General features: G+C 62.0%; 19 protein-coding genes and 1 pseudogene. 7 read left to right on the forward strand and 13 right to left on the reverse strand.

Going from position 1 to position 16,622, the window contains the following annotated elements:
- Positions 1-111: 111 nt before the first annotated feature.
- The 4 genes from ccoP to ccoN are packed head-to-tail and all read right to left on the reverse strand — an operon-like array spanning position 112 to position 3,493.
- Positions 112-975, reverse strand: coding sequence for a cytochrome-c oxidase, cbb3-type subunit III (gene ccoP / locus FJ425_RS15685; protein ID WP_140724700.1), 864 nt, complete (start codon positions 973-975; stop codon positions 112-114).
- A 2-nt stretch (positions 976-977) separates the two neighbouring features.
- Complete coding sequence (locus tag FJ425_RS15690) at positions 978-1,127, reverse strand: cbb3-type cytochrome c oxidase subunit 3 (protein WP_140541799.1); 150 nt, start codon at positions 1,125-1,127, stop codon at positions 978-980.
- A 13-nt stretch (positions 1,128-1,140) separates the two neighbouring features.
- A complete protein-coding gene (gene ccoO / locus FJ425_RS15695) occupies positions 1,141-1,872 on the reverse strand; it encodes a cytochrome-c oxidase, cbb3-type subunit II (RefSeq protein WP_140541800.1) in 732 nt (243 codons plus the stop codon).
- 10 nt (positions 1,873-1,882) lie between these two features.
- Positions 1,883-3,493 carry a cytochrome-c oxidase, cbb3-type subunit I gene (gene ccoN, locus FJ425_RS15700; RefSeq protein WP_140724703.1) on the reverse strand — a complete coding sequence of 537 codons (1,611 nt, stop codon included), beginning with the start codon at positions 3,491-3,493 and terminating at the stop codon, positions 1,883-1,885.
- A 211-nt stretch (positions 3,494-3,704) separates the two neighbouring features.
- Between ccoN and hemN the strand changes: the two genes are divergently transcribed.
- A complete protein-coding gene (hemN, locus tag FJ425_RS15705) occupies positions 3,705-5,084 on the forward strand; it encodes an oxygen-independent coproporphyrinogen III oxidase (RefSeq protein ID WP_140724706.1) in 1,380 nt (459 codons plus the stop codon).
- Between the two features lie 15 nt (positions 5,085-5,099).
- On the opposite strand, the gene FJ425_RS15710 is transcribed toward hemN, so the two are convergent.
- The 3 genes from FJ425_RS15710 to FJ425_RS15720 form a co-directional block, all read right to left on the reverse strand.
- Entirely contained in the window at positions 5,100-5,531 is a 432-nt protein-coding gene (locus FJ425_RS15710; protein ID WP_140724709.1) for a potassium channel family protein, read from the reverse strand.
- A 44-nt stretch (positions 5,532-5,575) separates the two neighbouring features.
- Positions 5,576-6,037, reverse strand: coding sequence for a group III truncated hemoglobin (locus FJ425_RS15715; protein ID WP_140724711.1), 462 nt, complete (start codon positions 6,035-6,037; stop codon positions 5,576-5,578).
- Positions 6,038-6,224: 187 nt separating this feature from the next.
- Positions 6,225-7,424, reverse strand: a complete 1,200-nt coding sequence (locus FJ425_RS15720; protein WP_140724713.1) for an NnrS family protein — start codon at positions 7,422-7,424, stop codon at positions 6,225-6,227.
- 210 nt (positions 7,425-7,634) lie between these two features.
- Here FJ425_RS15720 and FJ425_RS15725 point away from each other — a divergent pair, with 210 nt between their 5' ends.
- The gene (locus tag FJ425_RS15725; RefSeq protein WP_140541806.1) at positions 7,635-8,339 is read left to right on the forward strand and encodes a Crp/Fnr family transcriptional regulator; all 705 of its coding nucleotides are present in this window, start codon (positions 7,635-7,637) and stop codon (positions 8,337-8,339) included.
- On the opposite strand, the gene FJ425_RS15730 is transcribed toward FJ425_RS15725, so the two are convergent.
- Positions 8,336-8,551 (reverse strand): DUF1858 domain-containing protein, encoded by a 216-nt coding sequence (locus FJ425_RS15730; RefSeq protein WP_140724716.1) that lies wholly within the window; start codon positions 8,549-8,551, stop codon positions 8,336-8,338. The two genes, FJ425_RS15725 and FJ425_RS15730, sit on opposite strands and share 4 nt — an antisense overlap.
- A 270-nt stretch (positions 8,552-8,821) precedes the next feature.
- Here FJ425_RS15730 and FJ425_RS15735 point away from each other — a divergent pair, with 270 nt between their 5' ends.
- Complete coding sequence (locus tag FJ425_RS15735; RefSeq protein ID WP_140724719.1) at positions 8,822-11,203, forward strand: phosphoketolase family protein; 2,382 nt, start codon at positions 8,822-8,824, stop codon at positions 11,201-11,203.
- Between the two features lie 62 nt (positions 11,204-11,265).
- The gene (locus tag FJ425_RS15740; protein WP_140724722.1) at positions 11,266-12,441 is read left to right on the forward strand and encodes an acetate/propionate family kinase; all 1,176 of its coding nucleotides are present in this window, start codon (positions 11,266-11,268) and stop codon (positions 12,439-12,441) included.
- Between the two features lie 157 nt (positions 12,442-12,598).
- Here the strand turns inward: FJ425_RS15740 and FJ425_RS15745 are convergent, their stop codons facing one another.
- The gene (locus FJ425_RS15745; protein ID WP_140724725.1) at positions 12,599-13,114 is read right to left on the reverse strand and encodes a GNAT family N-acetyltransferase; all 516 of its coding nucleotides are present in this window, start codon (positions 13,112-13,114) and stop codon (positions 12,599-12,601) included.
- A 46-nt stretch (positions 13,115-13,160) separates the two neighbouring features.
- Positions 13,161-13,805, reverse strand: a complete 645-nt coding sequence (locus FJ425_RS15750) for a helix-turn-helix domain-containing protein (protein WP_140724728.1) — start codon at positions 13,803-13,805, stop codon at positions 13,161-13,163.
- A 143-nt stretch (positions 13,806-13,948) separates the two neighbouring features.
- On the opposite strand from FJ425_RS15750, the gene FJ425_RS31555 reads away from it, so the two are divergent.
- Entirely contained in the window at positions 13,949-14,197 is a 249-nt protein-coding gene (locus FJ425_RS31555; protein ID WP_181175944.1) for a hypothetical protein, read from the forward strand.
- A gap of 38 nt (positions 14,198-14,235) precedes the next feature.
- A pseudogene (locus FJ425_RS15755) lies at positions 14,236-14,394 on the forward strand (alcohol dehydrogenase); the annotation flags it as partial.
- A 73-nt stretch (positions 14,395-14,467) separates the two neighbouring features.
- Here the strand turns inward: FJ425_RS15755 and FJ425_RS15760 are convergent.
- The 3 genes from FJ425_RS15760 to FJ425_RS31560 all read right to left on the reverse strand — a co-directional run bounded on the left by FJ425_RS15760 (position 14,468) and on the right by FJ425_RS31560 (position 15,790).
- Positions 14,468-15,058, reverse strand: coding sequence for an NAD(P)H-dependent oxidoreductase (locus FJ425_RS15760; RefSeq protein WP_140724731.1), 591 nt, complete (start codon positions 15,056-15,058; stop codon positions 14,468-14,470).
- Between the two features lie 29 nt (positions 15,059-15,087).
- On the reverse strand, positions 15,088-15,474 hold the full coding sequence (locus FJ425_RS15765) for a hypothetical protein (RefSeq protein ID WP_140632137.1): 387 nt from the start codon (positions 15,472-15,474) through the stop codon (positions 15,088-15,090).
- Between the two features lie 85 nt (positions 15,475-15,559).
- Positions 15,560-15,790, reverse strand: a complete 231-nt coding sequence (locus FJ425_RS31560; protein ID WP_181175930.1) for a hypothetical protein — start codon at positions 15,788-15,790, stop codon at positions 15,560-15,562.
- A 311-nt stretch (positions 15,791-16,101) separates the two neighbouring features.
- On the opposite strand from FJ425_RS31560, the gene FJ425_RS15775 reads away from it, so the two are divergent.
- Entirely contained in the window at positions 16,102-16,545 is a 444-nt protein-coding gene (locus FJ425_RS15775; RefSeq protein ID WP_140724734.1) for a pseudoazurin, read from the forward strand.
- Positions 16,546-16,622 lie beyond the last annotated feature (77 nt).

The raw sequence follows: 16,622 nt of genomic DNA on the forward strand, positions 1-16,622 counted from the left end.
GCGCGCGGCGCGTTGATGCAGGTCAAATTTGAGTCATCAGAAGCAAGTCGAGGCCCGGCATGGCCGGGCCTCGTCGCTTGAGCGGCTGAGGGCCGAGAATAGGCCCCGCTCCTATTCTCCGCCGCCAAGCGAATGGACATAGACAGCCAGTTCCTTGACCGTCGTCTCGCCGAGCCGGCCGACCCAGGCGGGCATCACGCCGTTCCTCGGCATGCGCACCTGAGAAGCAATCGCGGCTTCGCCGGAACCGTGGAGCCAGATCGCATCCGTCAGGTCGGGTGCTCCGAGGTCCCTGTTGCCCTTCGCGTTGTCGCCGTGGCAGGCCGCGCAATTGTCCGCGAAGACCTTGGCGCCGGGCTCGATCAGGGTTTGGTTCCGCAGCGGTCCTGAAAGGCTGGCGACAAAGGCGCTGACCTCGGCGATCTGCTCCGGCTTGAGCACATCAGCAAAGGCAGGCATCTCCGACTGGCGGGTATCGGCATCAGGCGCGAACCGGATTCCGTGGGTGATCGTCTGCTGGATCTGCTCCACCTTGCCACCCCAGAGCCAATCGTCGTCGTTGAGGTTCGGAAAATCTGTTGATCCTTGCGCGCCGGAGCCGTGGCACTGCACGCAGTTGACCTTGAATGCGGCACCGCCCGCCGCGACGGCAAATTCGCGCAATGCGTCATCTGCGGCGATCTCCGAAACAGTCTTGGATTGTATTGCCGCCACATATTTGACCTTGGTGGCTTCCGCGGCCGCCATCTCGTTCTTGACATCGTTGCGGCTGGAAAAGCCCAGGACGCCTTTGGTGGCGGAACTCAGCATCGGCCAAGCGGGATAGGCAATCGTGTAGGCGACCGCCCAGGCGATGGTGATGTAGAAGGTTATCACCCACCAGCGCGGCAGGGGATTGTTGAGCTCCTTGATCCCGTCCCACTCATGGCCGGTGGTCGTGACGCCGGAGATTTCGTCGACATGCTCGCTGCTCATGATCAGTCGTCCTGGAGAGGAATCTGTGCGGCGTGATCGGCATGCGACTTGCCGCCCGGGCGAAACGCAAAAGCAATGCAGCCGACAAAGAACAGGGCCATTGCGAGCAGGCCCCAGCTGTCGGCGAACTCCCGCATCAAATTGTAGTCCATCGGTTGGTTCTCCTCAGCGGTAGCCGGCGGCTTCGTCGTAGTTCTTGAAATCGACCAAGGTGCCGAGCATCTGGAGATAGGCCACCAGGGCGTCCATCTCGGTGACCTGCTGGGGGTTGCCGTCGAAATCGCCGACCTTGGCCTTCGGGTATCTCTTCTCCAGGCCTGACGTGTCTGCATTGGGATCGGCCTGCGCCGTCAGATCCGCATTGGCATTGGCGATCATGTCGTCGGAGTAGGGGACACCGACGCGCCGGTTGGCGACGAGATGCGTCGAGAAGTTCTTCACCTCGATCGGGGTGTCCTTCAGGAACGCGTAGCTCGGCATGACCGACTCGGGCACGACGGAACGCGGATCGCTAAGGTGCTGGACGTGCCAGCTGTTGGAGTAGCGGTCGCCGACGCGAGCGAGATCGGGTCCGGTCCGCTTGGATCCCCACTGGAACGGGTGGTCATACATCGACTCCGCCGCCAGGCTGTAGTGGCCGTAGCGTTCCACCTCGTCCCGGAACGGCCTGATCATCTGGCTATGGCAGAGATAGCAGCCCTCGCGCACATAGATGTTGCGACCGGCCAGCTCCAGCGGCGAGTAGGGCCGCATACCGTCGACCTTCTCGATCGTGTTGTCGAGATAGAAGAGCGGCGCGATCTCGACGATGCCGCCGACTGTCACGACCAGCAGGGATCCGACGAGAAGCAGGGTTGCGTTCTTCTCGATCAGAGCGTGTCTGTCCATCAGGCCCATGTCTGGCTCCTCATTCGGCAGGCTGGAGGGCGGGCGCGGCGCCCGGCAGAGGTTGTTCCTCGCGCTGGTAGCCGCGGATGGTCATGGTGATGTTCCAGGCCATGATCAGAGCGCCGGCGAGATACATGGCGCCGCCGGTGGCGCGCATGACGTAGTAGGGGTGCATGGCAGCGACGGTCTCGGCGAAGGAATAGACGAGGAACCCTTGTTCGTCGTACTCGCGCCACATCAGGCCCTGCATGATGCCGGACACCCACATGACGGCCGCGTAAACGACGATGCCAAGCGTCGCCAGCCAAAAGTGCCAGGTGACAAGCCGCGTCGAGTAGAGCCGCGGTCGGTTCCATAGCTTCGGCACCATGTAGTAGATGGCGCCGAACGAGATCAGGCCGACCCAGCCGAGCGCGCCCGAATGGACGTGGCCGATTGTCCAGTCCGTATAGTGGGACAGCGAGTTGACGGTCTTGATCGACATCATCGGCCCTTCGAAGGTCGACATGCCGTAGAAGGCGATGGCCGCAACCATCATGCGGACGATCGGATCCGTGCGGATCTTGTCCCAGGCCCCGGAGAGGGTCATGAGGCCGTTGATCATGCCGCCCCAGGAGGGCATCCACAGCATGATCGAGAACACCATGCCCAGCGTCTGAGCCCAATCGGGCAGGGCGGTGTAGTGGAGGTGGTGCGGACCCGCCCAGATGTAGAGGAAGATCAGCGCCCAGAAGTGGATGATCGACAGGCGGTAGGAATAGACCGGCCGGTTCACCTGCTTGGGCACGAAGTAATACATCATGCCAAGGAAGCCCGCGGTGAGGAAGAAGCCGACCGCGTTGTGCCCGTACCACCATTGGGTGAGCGCATCCTGGACACCTGAGAAGGCCGAATAGCTCTTCGATCCCAGGAATGAAGCCGGCATCGACAGATTGTTGACGACGTGCAGCATCGCGATGGTGACGATGAAGGACAGGTAGAACCAGTTGGCGACGTAGATGTGCGGTTCCTTGCGCTTCAAAATGGTGCCAAGGAAAAGGATCAGATACGCGACCCAGACAATCGTCAGCCAGATGTCGACATACCATTCCGGCTCGGCGTACTCGCGGCTCTCGGTGATGCCGAGCAGGTATCCGGTCGCAGCCATGACGATGAAAAGCTGATATCCCCAGAAGACGAACCAGGCCAGATTGCCGCCGAACAGCCGCGCCCGACAGGTGCGTTGGACGACGTAAAGCGACGTGCAAATCAGCGCGTTGCCGCCAAAGGCAAAGACGACGCCGGAGGTGTGCAGCGGACGCAGGCGACCGAAATTGAACCAGGGTGGGATGTTAAGATCGGGGAAAGCGAGCTGAAGAGCGATAATGACGCCGACCGTCATGCCGACCACACCCCAGAACATCGTCGCGATGGCGCCGTAGCGGACCGGTCCATCCATGTAAGCTTCCGGGTCGACCGGCAAGGCTGGCTTGAAGTCCGAGTTGCGTAACAGGATCGCGGTGAAGCCAGCGACGGCGAAGAACAAAACCCACATATGCTGGCGGAAAGGTTCATCCACGCCGAAGCCGGCGGCTACAACGGCGCCAAACGCAAACAGGCTTAGAAGGACCATCTCCGTGCCATATTTCATCGCAAGTCCCCGATCTCGTCTCGAAAGGTTCGGCGGAATTCCCGCTCGCGGCACCATTTCGGGATTTTCCGTCGCCCGGCCTTGATTCAAGTCAAACGTGAAGAGCCTTTGTTTGGGGAGGGTTGCAGCGACCGCTGGAGCATAGCCGCGGCAGTGGCCGCCTTGATCGAAATCAAGGTTTTGCCGGCGTCGTTCGGGCAGTTTGGCCGTCATGACCGCTCCCGCCGCTCCCGTCCATTCCCCGAGCCCAACTCAAACAGCGGGCCTTGGCGACAACGTTCCGCGTTACACGAGCTATCCCACGGCACCCCACTTTCATCCCGGTGTTGACGCAGTGACGGTTCGCGGGTGGATGAATGCACTGGAGGGCGATGACGAGATATCGCTCTATGTGCACATCCCCTATTGCGACCGGTTGTGCTGGTTCTGCGCCTGCCATACCAAGCAGACGCGTCGCTATGCGCCCGTCGCCACCTTCCTGCGTTCGCTTCACAAGGAGATCGGAACGGTCGGCCGCCTTGTGAGCGGCAGGGGCAGGGTCCGAGCTGTTCACTTTGGTGGCGGTTCCCCGACAATGCTCAAGCCCGAAGACATCCTCATGCTTGGAAAGGCATTGCGGGATCGGTTCGACTTCCTCGACGATGCCAGCCTCAGCGTCGAGATAGACCCAAACGATATGGACGAGGGGCGGCTCGACGCCTTCGCGGCCATCGGCATGACGCGAGCCAGCCTTGGTGTCCAGGACTTCGATCCCAGGGTGCAGAAGGCGATCAATCGCGAGCAGAGTTTCGCGCTGACCAAAGGCATTGTCGATGCGGTGCGTGCGCGGGGCGTTCTTTCCGTCAACCTGGATCTGCTCTACGGGCTGCCGCACCAGACCTGCGAGAGCGTTGCGGCGACGGTCGCCGAGGCGCTGACCCTGGCGCCGGACAGGCTTGCCCTGTTCGGCTACGCGCATGTGCCGTGGTTCAAGAAGCACCAGACGATGATCGATGAAGCCTGGCTGCCCGACTCCACCGCGCGCCTGGCGCAGTCGCAGCTTGCCGCGCGGCTGATTGTCGATGCCGGCTATGAGGCATTGGGATTGGACCATTTCGCCAGGCCGCAGGACATGCTGGCGGTTGCCGCGCGCGCGGGCAGGATCCGCCGCAATTTCCAGGGCTATACCGAAGACCAGTGCGAAACCCTGATCGGCCTCGGTCCCTCCTCGATCAGCCGGTATCGCCAGGGCCACGCACAAAACATCGTTGCGACGGGCGAGTACGAAAAGGTCGTGAATTCCGGACGCCTGGCAATAGCCCGAGGCGTCGAATTCAGTCTGGACGATCTGGCGCGAGGGTGGATCATCGAGCGTCTGATGTGCAACTTCACCTTCTCGGCGGCAGAGCTTGTCAAACGTTTTGGAGCGGTCGGCCAAACATTGCTCTGCGAAGCGAGCCGGTTGGCTGTCGGCGGCGCCGGCCAGCTGCTTCGGCTCGACGGCGAAAACTTCGTCGTGCCGGAGGAAAGCCGTCCGTTCGTGCGGACGGTGGCCGCCAAGTTTGACAAATATCTCAACAATGGAACCGGCAGGCACTCGTTAGCGGTTTGAGGCCGGAACTGCGCATCAGAAGTGCTCGCCGACCTTGAAGGGACCGACACGCGTGCCGGCCGCTATCAGATAGGCAGTCGACCAGCCGATCAGCAGAAAGCCGTTGATGCCTTCCAGGGCCGCCAGGATGCGCCAGGCATGGGCAGGCACCACATCTCCGTAGCCAACGGTCGAAAAGGTGATGGTCGAAAAGTAGAGCGCCGTCTCGAAATCGCTCAGGATTCCGAGCAGTCGGTACAGACCGGCCCAAAGCCAGACTTCCGCCGTCATGACCGCGAAAAGTCCCATCACCACGCTGATCATGGCGATGATCCGGCTACGCCGACCGTGCATGCGCAAGTGCGCCACAAGACGCGCCATCATGCGCGTGATCGCGATAAGACCGAACGTGTGGATCAGCACCGTCAGGCTGATGACGATCGTGCCGACGCAGAGATTGAGGACCATCCAGGGAAACTACGCACCCCGACCGCTGCAGTCCTTGCGTAAAATCAAGCCGAGCCCGCAGCATTTGACGGGGCGACGGCGGAGCCTGGGCGAAAGAACATGGCGAGCTTCAGGCTCGCCGCTATCCGCTCCGCCCGCTCGACAAACACCGCCGCGATTTCGGGCGCGAACAGCTCTGCCGCCGTTTCGCGAAAGAGAGCCAGCCAGATATCGAAATCGGCTTCGGTGACGTCCTTGAGCTTCAGGTGAGCGGGGACCGGCCGGCCGTTATAGTCGCCGCTCTTCAAGATGACGGAGCACCAGAAGTCCGTCATCTTCTCCAGATGAGGCTCCCAATCGCCGACGATTTCGCCGGCGAAGATAGGCCCGAGCCGCCCATCCTTTCTCACCCTGGAATAGAATTCGCGAACCAGTTTTCCTATCGACGCCCGATCGACGCCGGGGCGAAGCAGAGGCTGTTCGGCGGCAGGGCGAACCCTATCAAGCAAGACGGACTTCGAAGTCATACGGGTTCCTTGTTTCTCGAGAACTCAGGTCAATCCCAACGATGAGTGGCGGCCCGCAGCGGCGGCGGTCACGGACATGGGAGGCCTAAATGTCAGGCGGCCCGCCGACCAGACAATCGCGCCGCTGCCGTCGCGGATGACGTTCGACATGTAGGCCCGGTGGAAACCCTCCACAACATGCGCTTCCTCAAGAGAGAGTCCTGCTGCGCGCATTGAGTCGCGGCCGCATCAGCATGCCGCCGAACAGGACCGCATAGCCGATGAAGGCTGCAACCCAGAACGCAGCCGATAGATGGAGGAGAATTGCCATGGCAGGCGCCATGCCGGCGGCCACGCGCAGGATGGCAGCGACGATGATGGCGGCGAAAACCGCGCAGGTGCCGGCGCTTGCCCTCAATTCGCGGCCCGTATGGCCAAGCGTGGCGCGGGCCATGACGGCAAGCGTCATGGAGGCGATCGCTCCCACCGCAAAGGCATGAATGCCGGCCATCGCAGGAATCCTTTCCGGGGCGAGGACGCTCAAGCCGGCAAGCAGAAGTCCAACCGGCACGAAGGCGAAGGCAACATGCAGGATCAGAACCAAAGGGTCTGGCAGCGTCCGATAGCCCGCCCAGCGGGCAAGCCGGACGGCGTTGAAGATCGCGGCGGCGATCAGCAACACGGCGGTCGCGATGGCGTCGGGAAAAAACGTCCACGCGGCGAGCGCGACAACCGACAGCGCGATGGTTCCGATATCGAACCTGCCGAACGATGCCGGGAGCCGGCCCGGCTTCTCGCGAACCAGCCAGTTGCGGGTGAAGCTCGGAACGATCCGCCCGCCGACAATCATGACGAGGACGACGACCGCTGCAAGACCGAGGCGCCGGCTCATGTCGGAGATGCCCTGGTAATGCGCTTCGGCATGAAACATGACATTTGCCGCAAAAAGGGTCGCGACCGGCAGCAGCACCTTGAGGTTCCGCCAGTTTCGCCCGGCAACGATCTCCGTCGCGGCGGCAGCCACCACCGCCAGAAGAAAGGAGCAGTCTATGACGGCGCTCAGGAGCCAGCCCGTCTCCGCCGAAAAGAACACGGCCGCCCGGCCCGCAATCCAGAGCAGCACGAGGGCCAGCAGACGGAGATCCTGAACCGGAAGCCGACCGGTCCAATTCGGAATTGCGGTCAGCAGGAAGCCCGTCACCACTGCCGGCAGATAGCCAAAGAGCAATTCGTGAACATGCCAGTCCAGGGGCAGGAAGGTGCTGAAGGTCTCGAGCTTGCCGTAATAGAGAGGCAGCCAAAAAAGTATAGCTGTGCCTGCCTGCAGCGAGCCGAGCAGAAAGAAGGGCCGGAACCCGTAGGAGAAAATTGCCGGATAGACGCTTGGCCGCGTCCGCGGAATTGCCATGGCATGCCTCATCGGTGACCAGGCTTGCTGCCTGTTCGATCCCATCTCTATCCCGGTCCCGAAGGATGGAACTTGCGTTGGATCAAACAGGCGCGTGAATGGCCGGCGGCAGCGACGGGAGCTTCACTTGTCGACGGGCTGCGGTCCGTGACAAAGTCCGGTCGCGGGGCCTTGAGCGCGTTGCGTTGTTGAAAGCGGGAGAAAAGCCAGTTGGCAAGCCTTGACCGATCGCTGATTGCCGGACTGTCCGTCTTCGAGGGGATCGCCGTCGCCGATCTCGATCGCATCGTCGGACAGGCAAGGTCGATCCGGATCGCCAGGGGTCAATCGGTGTTCGAGCAGGAGCAGGAGGCTCGTTCGTTCTTCCTGCTGCTTGACGGCCATGTGCGCGTGGTGAAATCGACCCCTGCCGGGCACGAGGTGACCGTGCGATACATAGGCCCCGGCGAGCTGATGGGGATCGCCGGCGCGCTTGGCCGGACGACCTATCCGGCAAATGCCCTCGCCGCCGCCGATTGTGTGGTGCTTGCCTGGCCAAGCCATCTCTGGCCGACATTCGCGACGAGTTTTCCGAGCCTCAGCGCCAACACTTACAGGATGGTGGGAAGCAGGCTGCAGGATGCCCACACGCGCGTCATCGAGATGTCCACCGAGCAGGTCGAGCAGCGTGTCGCCAATGCATTGCTCAAGCTGGTCAAACAATCGGGAAAGAAGATCGAGGAAGGAATCCTGATCGATTTTCCGATTTCGCGCCAGGATATCGCGGAGATGACGGGCACGACGCTTCACACGGTAAGCCGGTTGCTTTCGGCCTGGGAAGACCAGGGGCTGGTGAAAAGCGGGCGCCAGAGGGTCGTCGTGGTCGAGCCTCATCGGCTCGTCGTGGTCGCCGAAGCGCGTGGATCGAAAAGCTAATCCACGTCACCGCTTTTGATTGCTGCCTCAAGGTCGCGGCGAAGTTGGTCCTCGTCCAAATCATGCTCGCGCGCCGCTTCGGAAACGGTGTGAAAGGCAGCGATCGGGCAGCCGACGCAAAGCATTCCGTACTGGAGAACGACGCGGATCGTTGCCGGGGTCGCACGCATGATCCCGTCCATCGTCGCATCGTCGTTCAGTTTGCGCTTCATGCAGATTGTCCGCATTTGGATGCAACAGTCTGCCTGAGCCACACGACGCGTTCGTTGCTCTGAAACAAAGACGGCGCTGTCTTGCGACGCAACCGGGCTTTGGAATTTGGTCGCACACGAGCGGCATTTGCGATGGATCAAAGCTCGATCGGTCTTGCCCGGATAAATCGAAAGTCACCGTTGTTGACACCGACCAGTGATGAACCGGTGGCGGCCTTCAAGCGTTCAGCTTCAGCCGGGTGGGTCTGGCACCAGCGAAGGAGTCGGAAAATGACCGAGCGTCCCAGCATCAATCGCTTGTCCGCACAGGAACTGCACGACATCGATGCCTACTGGCGTGCCGCCAACTATCTGACCATCGGGCAGATTTATCTGCTCGACAATCCGCTGCTTCGCGAGCCGCTTCGGCTGGAGCACGTCAAGCCGCGGTTGCTCGGCCATTGGGGCACGTCGCCGGGCCTCAGTTTCATCTATGCGCATTTGAACCGAGTGATCCGGCAACGCGACGCCAATGTCATCTATGTCTGCGGTCCGGGTCATGGCGGACCCGCGATGGTTGCCAACAGCTACCTCGAAGGCACCTACAGCGAGATCAATCCGGACGTCGCGCCGGGCGAGGCTGGAATGAAGAAGCTCTTCCGGCAGTTCTCCTTTCCGGGCGGCATCCCAAGCCATGCCGCTCCCGACGTGCCCGGCTCGATCCATGAAGGCGGCGAGCTTGGCTACGCGCTTTCGCATGCCTATGGCGCGGCTTTCGACAACCCGGACCTTGTCGTCGCCTGCGTGGTTGGCGACGGCGAGGCGGAAACCGGACCGCTTGCCACCTCCTGGCACTCCAACAAGTTCCTCAACCCGGCGCTTGACGGCGCAGTGCTGCCGATCCTCCATCTCAACGGCTACAAGATCGCCAATCCCACCATTCTCGCTCGCATCCCCGAAGAAGAGCTGCGTGCCTTGTTCGTCGGCTATGGTTACGAGCCGTTGTTCGTCGAGGGCGACGATCCGGCGTGGATGCATGAGCGAATGGCGCTCGTGCTCGACGATGCGCTCGACCGCTTCAAGGCGATTCAGAACACGGCTCGCAGCGGAGCAAAGACCGCGCAGCCGCGGCCGAACTGGCCGATGATCGTGCTGCGAAGCCCGAAGGGCTGGACCGGTCCCAAGGAGGTCGACGGGCTGAAGACCGAAGGATTCTGGCGCGCCCACCAGGTCCCGCTTTCCGGCCTCGCCGAAAACCCCGCGCATCTGAGGATGCTCGAGGAATGGATGAGAAGCTACCGGCCCGAAGAGCTCTTCGACGCCGCCGGCGCGCCTGTGGCCGCGGTCCGCGCCACTGCGCCAAAAGGTGAAAGGCGCATGAGCGCCAATCCGCATGCCAATGGCGGCCTGCTGCGCCGGTCTCTCGAACTGCCTGCCTTGCAAGAGCACGCCGTCCCGGTCAAGCGGCCCGGCGGCGTCAAGGCAGAGTCGACCCGTGTGATGGGCCGTTTCCTGCGTGACGTCATGGCATTGAATCAAGACGCCAGGAACTTCCGCATCGTCGGGCCCGACGAAACGGCATCGAACCGGCTGCAGGACGTCTTCGAGGTGACGGAGCGCGCCTGGATGGAAGAGATCCTGCCCGAGGACGTGCATCTCGGTCGAGAAGGCAGGGTTCTGGAAATTCTATCCGAGCATACGTGTCAGGGTTGGCTGGAAGGCTACCTTCTTACCGGGCGCCACGGCCTCTTCTCCTGCTACGAAGCCTTCACGCACATCGTCGATTCCATGTTCAACCAGCATGCGAAATGGCTGGATGCCTGCCGCAAGCTTGCCTGGCGGCGGCCGATCGCTTCGCTGAACTATCTGTTGTCCAGCCATGTCTGGCAGCAGGAGCACAACGGCTTCAGCCATCAGGATCCAGGTTTCATCGACGTGGCGTTAAACAAGAAGGCGGATGTCGTGCGCGTCTACCTGCCGGCTGATGCCAACAGCCTGCTCTGCGTGACGGATCATGTGCTGCGGACATGGAACCGCATCAACATCATCGTCGCCGGCAAAGCCAATTCCTGGCAGTGGCTGTCCATCGACGAGGCGAAAGTGCATTGCAACGCCGGCATCGGCATATGGGGTTGGGCGTCGACCGACGGCGGGGCCGAGCCGGATGTGGTGATGGCCTGCGCCGGAGACGTGCCGACGCTCGAGACGCTGGCCGCCGTTCAAATCCTGAGGCGCCACATTCCCGACCTCAAGGTCCGTGTGGTCAACATCGTCGACCTGATGACCCTGCAGCCAAGGGAACACCATCCGCACGGCCTGTCGGATCGCGAGTTCGATGCGTTGTTCACCAGCGACAAGCCCGTCATCTTCGCTTATCACGGCTATCCCTGGACCATCCATCGCCTGACCTACCGGCGGACCAATCACGACAACATCCACGTGCGCGGCTACAATGAGGAAGGGACGACGACAACACCCTTCGACATGACCGTGCTCAATGGGCTCGACCGCTACCATCTGGTGCTCGGCGTGCTCGACCGCATTCCCGAGCCGGCCGGCGCGCATATCCAGCTGAAACAGGCCATGGAAGGCAAGCTGATCGAGCACCGGGCCTATATCCGCGAGCACGGGCGGGACATGCCGGAGATCCTCGGCTGGAAATGGGAGCAGTAGCCGATGCCGAAGCGCCAGGCCGACAGGATCCGACCCGCAAAACCGGCTGGAACCGGTCGAACATGACTGATGTCATTCTTGTCCTCAATGGCGGCTCATCGAGCCTGAAGTTCGCCGCTTTTCAAGGACGCCGCGAGCTTCATCTGCTGATGCGTGGCAGCGTCTCGTCAATAGGCGAGCGGCCCAGACTTCATGTCGCGCCCACGGCAACGACGCCGCCGTTCGACAGGAGCCTCGGCGAACGAGCGATCTCCGTCGGCGAGGCATTCGAAGCCGTTGCGTCCTATCTGACGGACCGCGGCCTGTTGCGCCGAGTGAGCAGGGTCGGGCATCGCATCGTCCATGGCGGTCGGGAGTTTGCCCGCGCAACGCTGCTTGACCAGGCCACGCTCGATGCCTTGCGCAAGCTCGAGCCGCTCGCTCCGATTCATCAGGCGATCAACCTGGAGCTCGTCGATCTGGCCCACGGTCTTCTGCCCGGCGCCATGCAGGTCGGCTGCTTCGATACCGCCTTTCACGCCACGCAGCCTCAGATCGCAAGACTGTATGGCCTGCCGCACGAGATGTCGGAGCAGGGCATGGTGTCCTATGGGTTTCACGGGCTCTCCTACAGCCATATCGCCAACGAGCTCCGCGCGCGTTACGGCGCCGGCGCGGGTGGCCGCGCTGTCGTCGCCCATCTTGGCAGCGGCGCGAGCCTTTGCGCGATGAAGGCAGGAGTAAGCCAGGCCACCACCATGGGTTTCTCGACGCTCGAAGGCCTGGTCATGAGCACGCGTTGCGGCGCGATCGATCCGGGCGTCCTCCTGCACCTTCTGCAAGACAGGAAGCTGCCCTCCGACGAACTGTCCACCTTGCTTTACGAGAAGTCCGGGCTTCTCGGCGTATCTGGCATCTCGGGAAACATGCAGACGCTGCTGGCGTCGAAGGACGCGGCGGCAATGCGCGCTGTCGATCTGTTCGTCTATCGGGCCGGGCGAGAGATCGGATCACTGGCGGCTGCGCTGGGCGGGCTCGACACGCTGGTGTTCACCGCGGGCATCGGCGAGCATGCGCCGGCGATCCGGCGACGGATATGCGAGGCTGCGGCATGGCTGGGCGTCGCTATGGATGACGGTTTGAATAGCAGCGGCGAAGACCTTGTGAGTGCCGCGAATTCGCGTGTCGATGTGCTTGTCATCCCAGCCGACGAAGAACGCGCGGTGGCGGCAGAACTGCTCGGCGTCGAAACGACTTGAGCGGAACAGTCTCCCGCTCATTGGCGGAACGCCCCTCACATGCCGGAGCTGTCGATTGAGGTGGATGGCCGGATCCATCGGAGGCAGCCATTTGCGCCCGCTGCCGATCTCCACGACCCTGGTAGCGGGCTCCCACACGGCTGGAAATGGCAGGATCTTAATTCGCCAACGCGGCGCCGAGCTTCCGCTGGACCAGGACAAGCGTCGGATCGTCGGGAACCGTCGCGACAGTGAAGCCCATCTCGCGCTCAAGCTCGATCGCCGCGCGGTTCTCGCGGCTTTCGATCGACTCGATCGTCTCGATGCCATGGTCGTCGGCATAGTGCGCGATATAGCCGAGAAATTCCCAGCCGACGCCGAGATGCTTACGGTCCTCGCGAATGCAGATGGCGACCTCGCCACGCCTGTCGGCCGGATCGGCGGCGAGGGTCGCCACCGCGATGAGCATTCCGTCTGTCGAGAAGGCGAGAAAATTATTGATATGCGGATCGTCGGAACGGGTCATCGCCACCAGGCGCTCATGCGACACTTGCCGCACCGCGCCGAGGAAGCGGAAGCGCATATCCTCCGGCGTCACATGGGTGAAGAACTCCGCGACGAGCGGCTCATCGTCAGGGCGCGTACGGCGCACTTCGAAGCGAAATCCGCTATGGGTTGCAAGCGTGGTTTTCATTGTTGTCCCTTTCGGATTGAGGAGCGGGCGATTGGCCCGAATGGCCTCATTCCCCCATCGCCAGCAGTGTCTCGCGCTTGAGAATTTCGATGCTGCGCAGGCTGAGCAGGCGGATCACGCCTTTCTCCTTCAGGCGGGTGAAAACCCGCGAGACGGTTTCGATGGTGAGGCCGAGATAGTCGCCGATATCGTTGCGCGACATCGGCAGTTCCACCTGCCGCAACCCGCCCTGGCGCTCCGCCATCTCGACGAGGAATGCCGCGACGCGCTCGATGGCGTTCTGGCGGCCAAGCACCAGCAGATGTTCCTGCGCCCGCGTCAGGCCTTTGAGCGCGAGAGGCAGGAGCTGGCGCGACATGTCCATGCCCGAGGGAGTGCGATGGACCCGGACGCCGGTCGCGTTGATCGCTTCGGCGAAGAAGTGATGCGTGGCGTCGGCCTCGAAGCCGAATGTCTCTCCCGCCAGATGGAACGCGCTGATCTGTCTGCGGCCGTCGGCGAGCAGGCGATAGATGCGTACGGCGCCGAATTCGACCTGGTAGAGAGCGCCCGCCTTTTCTCCCTGGGCGTAGATTTCGGCCCCCGACGGGAAGAAGCTCACGGGCGTTGTCGGCCCTTCAAAGATGGACGCTGGGCTCTGATGGGAGAGATAGGACTGCAGTTCGATCTTCGCGGAAGCTTGAGCGTGCATGGCTGTGGTCTCGGTGAATCTGCGACAACAGCAATCGCGCAAATCCAGCCACGTCGAAATTCGGTTATCTCCCTACGGGAAACTACGTAGGGCTGTCCCGAAATCACCAGATCGGACACCGGCGAGGCTTTCGTGCTGTGCAATTGACCACGATCAAGGCCCGGATGAATTGGCTCGGCGATCATCCGGTCGAACCAATCAACCTGGGGTGCCTGAACATGACTTCCGACATGATCGAAATCTGGGCCGGGATACTGGGCCTGGCCTATCTTGCCGCAGCAGGCCTTTATCTCGAAATGGTTTCCGCTGGGAAGCGCAACGACGCTTCGGTGGACTACGGTCTTGGCCGTTATGCACGGCCGCACCCGGTCAAGGTCAGGCACTCGCGCTAGGAACGGATGCCGGACCGGCGCGTTTCCATTCCCGTTTCGCCAATCTCACTCGGCGCGACGCAGAGGAGTTCTTTCCGATAGCGCAGCGCGCTCAGGTGCGCACGCATACAAAGGTCTATCCGCTTGAGCAGGCAAACCAGACGCTGGATGATTTGCGAATGGGCAGGCTGAGCGGAGCCGCCGTCCTGCGGCCATGACGGGTCCGGCCGGCTCTAGGTCAAAGAGATGATGTCGTCCGAAAAACCCCTCCACACTTTTCGGCATCATGCTCTAGACGGCGCGCGCGCCGAGCCGCTGCATCTGCTTTAGCCAGCTCGCCCGTTTCACGTCGCTGGCGTTCGCGACCATGCCGAGCAATGTTTCGCGCACCGGCCTGATCCCGACAAAGTTGAGGATGCCGCGCCGCATGCCGGCAATTCCATGGCTGAGAAACCAGATCCGGTAGACGGCCGCGGGCATTCCCATTGTCACGATCAGGCGGGCGGAGCGGCCGCGCAGCAAGGATTTCGCGAAACCCTCGCCCTGTTCCGGATAGGCGAATGCCGTGCCCGGCCGCATGACCTGCTCGAGAAACGCTTTCAGCATTGCCGGCACGGTGCCCAGCCAAAGCGGGAAGACGAAGACGAGATGCTCCGCCCACACGACTGCGTCGGCCGCCTCCCTGAGGCTGTCGGGGATCGACCCGTGCTCGAACTCCTGCATCGTCCGAAGGAACGGAAAGTCCAGCGAGGCCAGATCGATCTTGCGGACGGCATGGCCCGCGGCCTCCGCGGCTTCAGCATATGCCGAGGCCAAGGCGCGGCAGAGCCGGTCGGGGGACGGGTCCGGATGGCCGATGAGGACAAGTATGCGGCGTGACATGAGTCCCTCCGACGGCTTCAACAAAAATGTTATGGCTGCTCGACCCGGGCGACTTGATAAGTGTGCATGGCCCCGTTGCGCTTTATGGAGACATACTCGCCAGTGACGAAGCGCTCCTCGCCGAGGTGAAAGCCAACCTCGTCGTCACGGTCGCCTTCGGCATAGTCGAAAAACCATTGTCCGCCCGGCTTGCGGCGCAAGCGGCCGACCAGGTCGTCCTCGCCGGTGCGGAAACGGCGAACGCGGCAGACCCCTTGGTGCGATTTCCATTCCCGTGCATCCAGGCGTCCTTCGCCTGTGAGCGGCGCAAGCACGTCGTAACCCTCTTCGCGGTCTCCTTCCGGATGACCTTTCTCGCGCGCCAGAAGCAGGCGGATGTTCCTGAACTTCGGGGTGAGGTCGTGCAAAGTGATCATAGCAAGCTCCTTTGACCGCATTCCTATCGCGGCGGCTGGAGGCGGCCTTGATCAAGGTCAAACGGATCCTGGTCTGGCGGGAAGCTCAGCTGGCGCCCGTCGGCGCCTGACCGCGAACCCAGCCGACGATCCGACTGGTGCTCACCGCTCTCGAGATCCGTGCGATTTCTCGCTGATGATGAGGCAGCGAGCCGGGGCTGTCCGTGGCGCGGACGGCGCAGGAGTTCAGATATTCCTGCTCTCCATTGCTCATCTGCTGTGCCGCCGCGGCGCTCAGCGTCAGCGCAGAGAAGCCCATCGTCGTCCCGAATCTCATTTGATCCGCCTCCAGCCATCGGCTCAGGCTAAGGCATGTCGCGCACGCATACGTTGACCGGGATCAATCTTGAGCAGGGATCGGATTGATCCAGCAGAGCTACCCGCCACCTCCAAGCTGCGTATCCAATGCACGTCGAAACCGAATTCCATCGGCGCAGCGACAGCGTGGTGGCAAGTCCTCGCATTTCCACCCGCGAGTGGCTGCAAATTTGAGCTAGCGCAAATGTTCGCCGACGAGCTTCGTCTAAACCCTCATCGGGGATCGACGTTAGCGATCTCATCCAGAGACAAATAAGGACATGGAAGAAAATGCGTTCGATTAGACTCGCGCTGTCAGTCGTGGCAGCCACACTGATAGCCGCTGGTGCCGCGCGTGCGGCCGAGGTTGAGGTCGATATGATGAACATGGGCAAGCACGGGATGTTTCAACTTGAGCCGTCCTTCCTCAAGATAGCGCCGGGCGACACCGTCCATTTCGTAGCCAAGGACAAGGGCCACGACGTCGAATCCATTTCCGGCATGCTGCCCGACGGCGCCCAGCCGTTCAAAGGCGAGATGAACAAGGATACCTCGGTCACATTCACGAAATCCGGGGTCTACGGCATCAAATGCAATCCTCACTATGGCATGGGCATGGTTGCGCTCGTCGTGGTCGGCGATCCGAGCAGCAATCTCAAGGCAGCCGAGTCGATCAACCAGCCCGGCAAGGCCAAGAAGGCCTTCGAAGAACTCTTCAAGCAGATCGACCAATAATTGAGCCGCAAACCATCCATGCGCCGTGCTGATCCGGCGGGCTACCGCACTTTCCGCGAATTGTTTGCGCTTCGGCA

Origin of the sequence: Mesorhizobium sp. B2-7-2 (genome assembly GCF_006440775.1) — a bacterium.
In the GTDB taxonomy this organism is placed as follows: Bacteria; Pseudomonadota; Alphaproteobacteria; order Rhizobiales; family Rhizobiaceae; genus Mesorhizobium.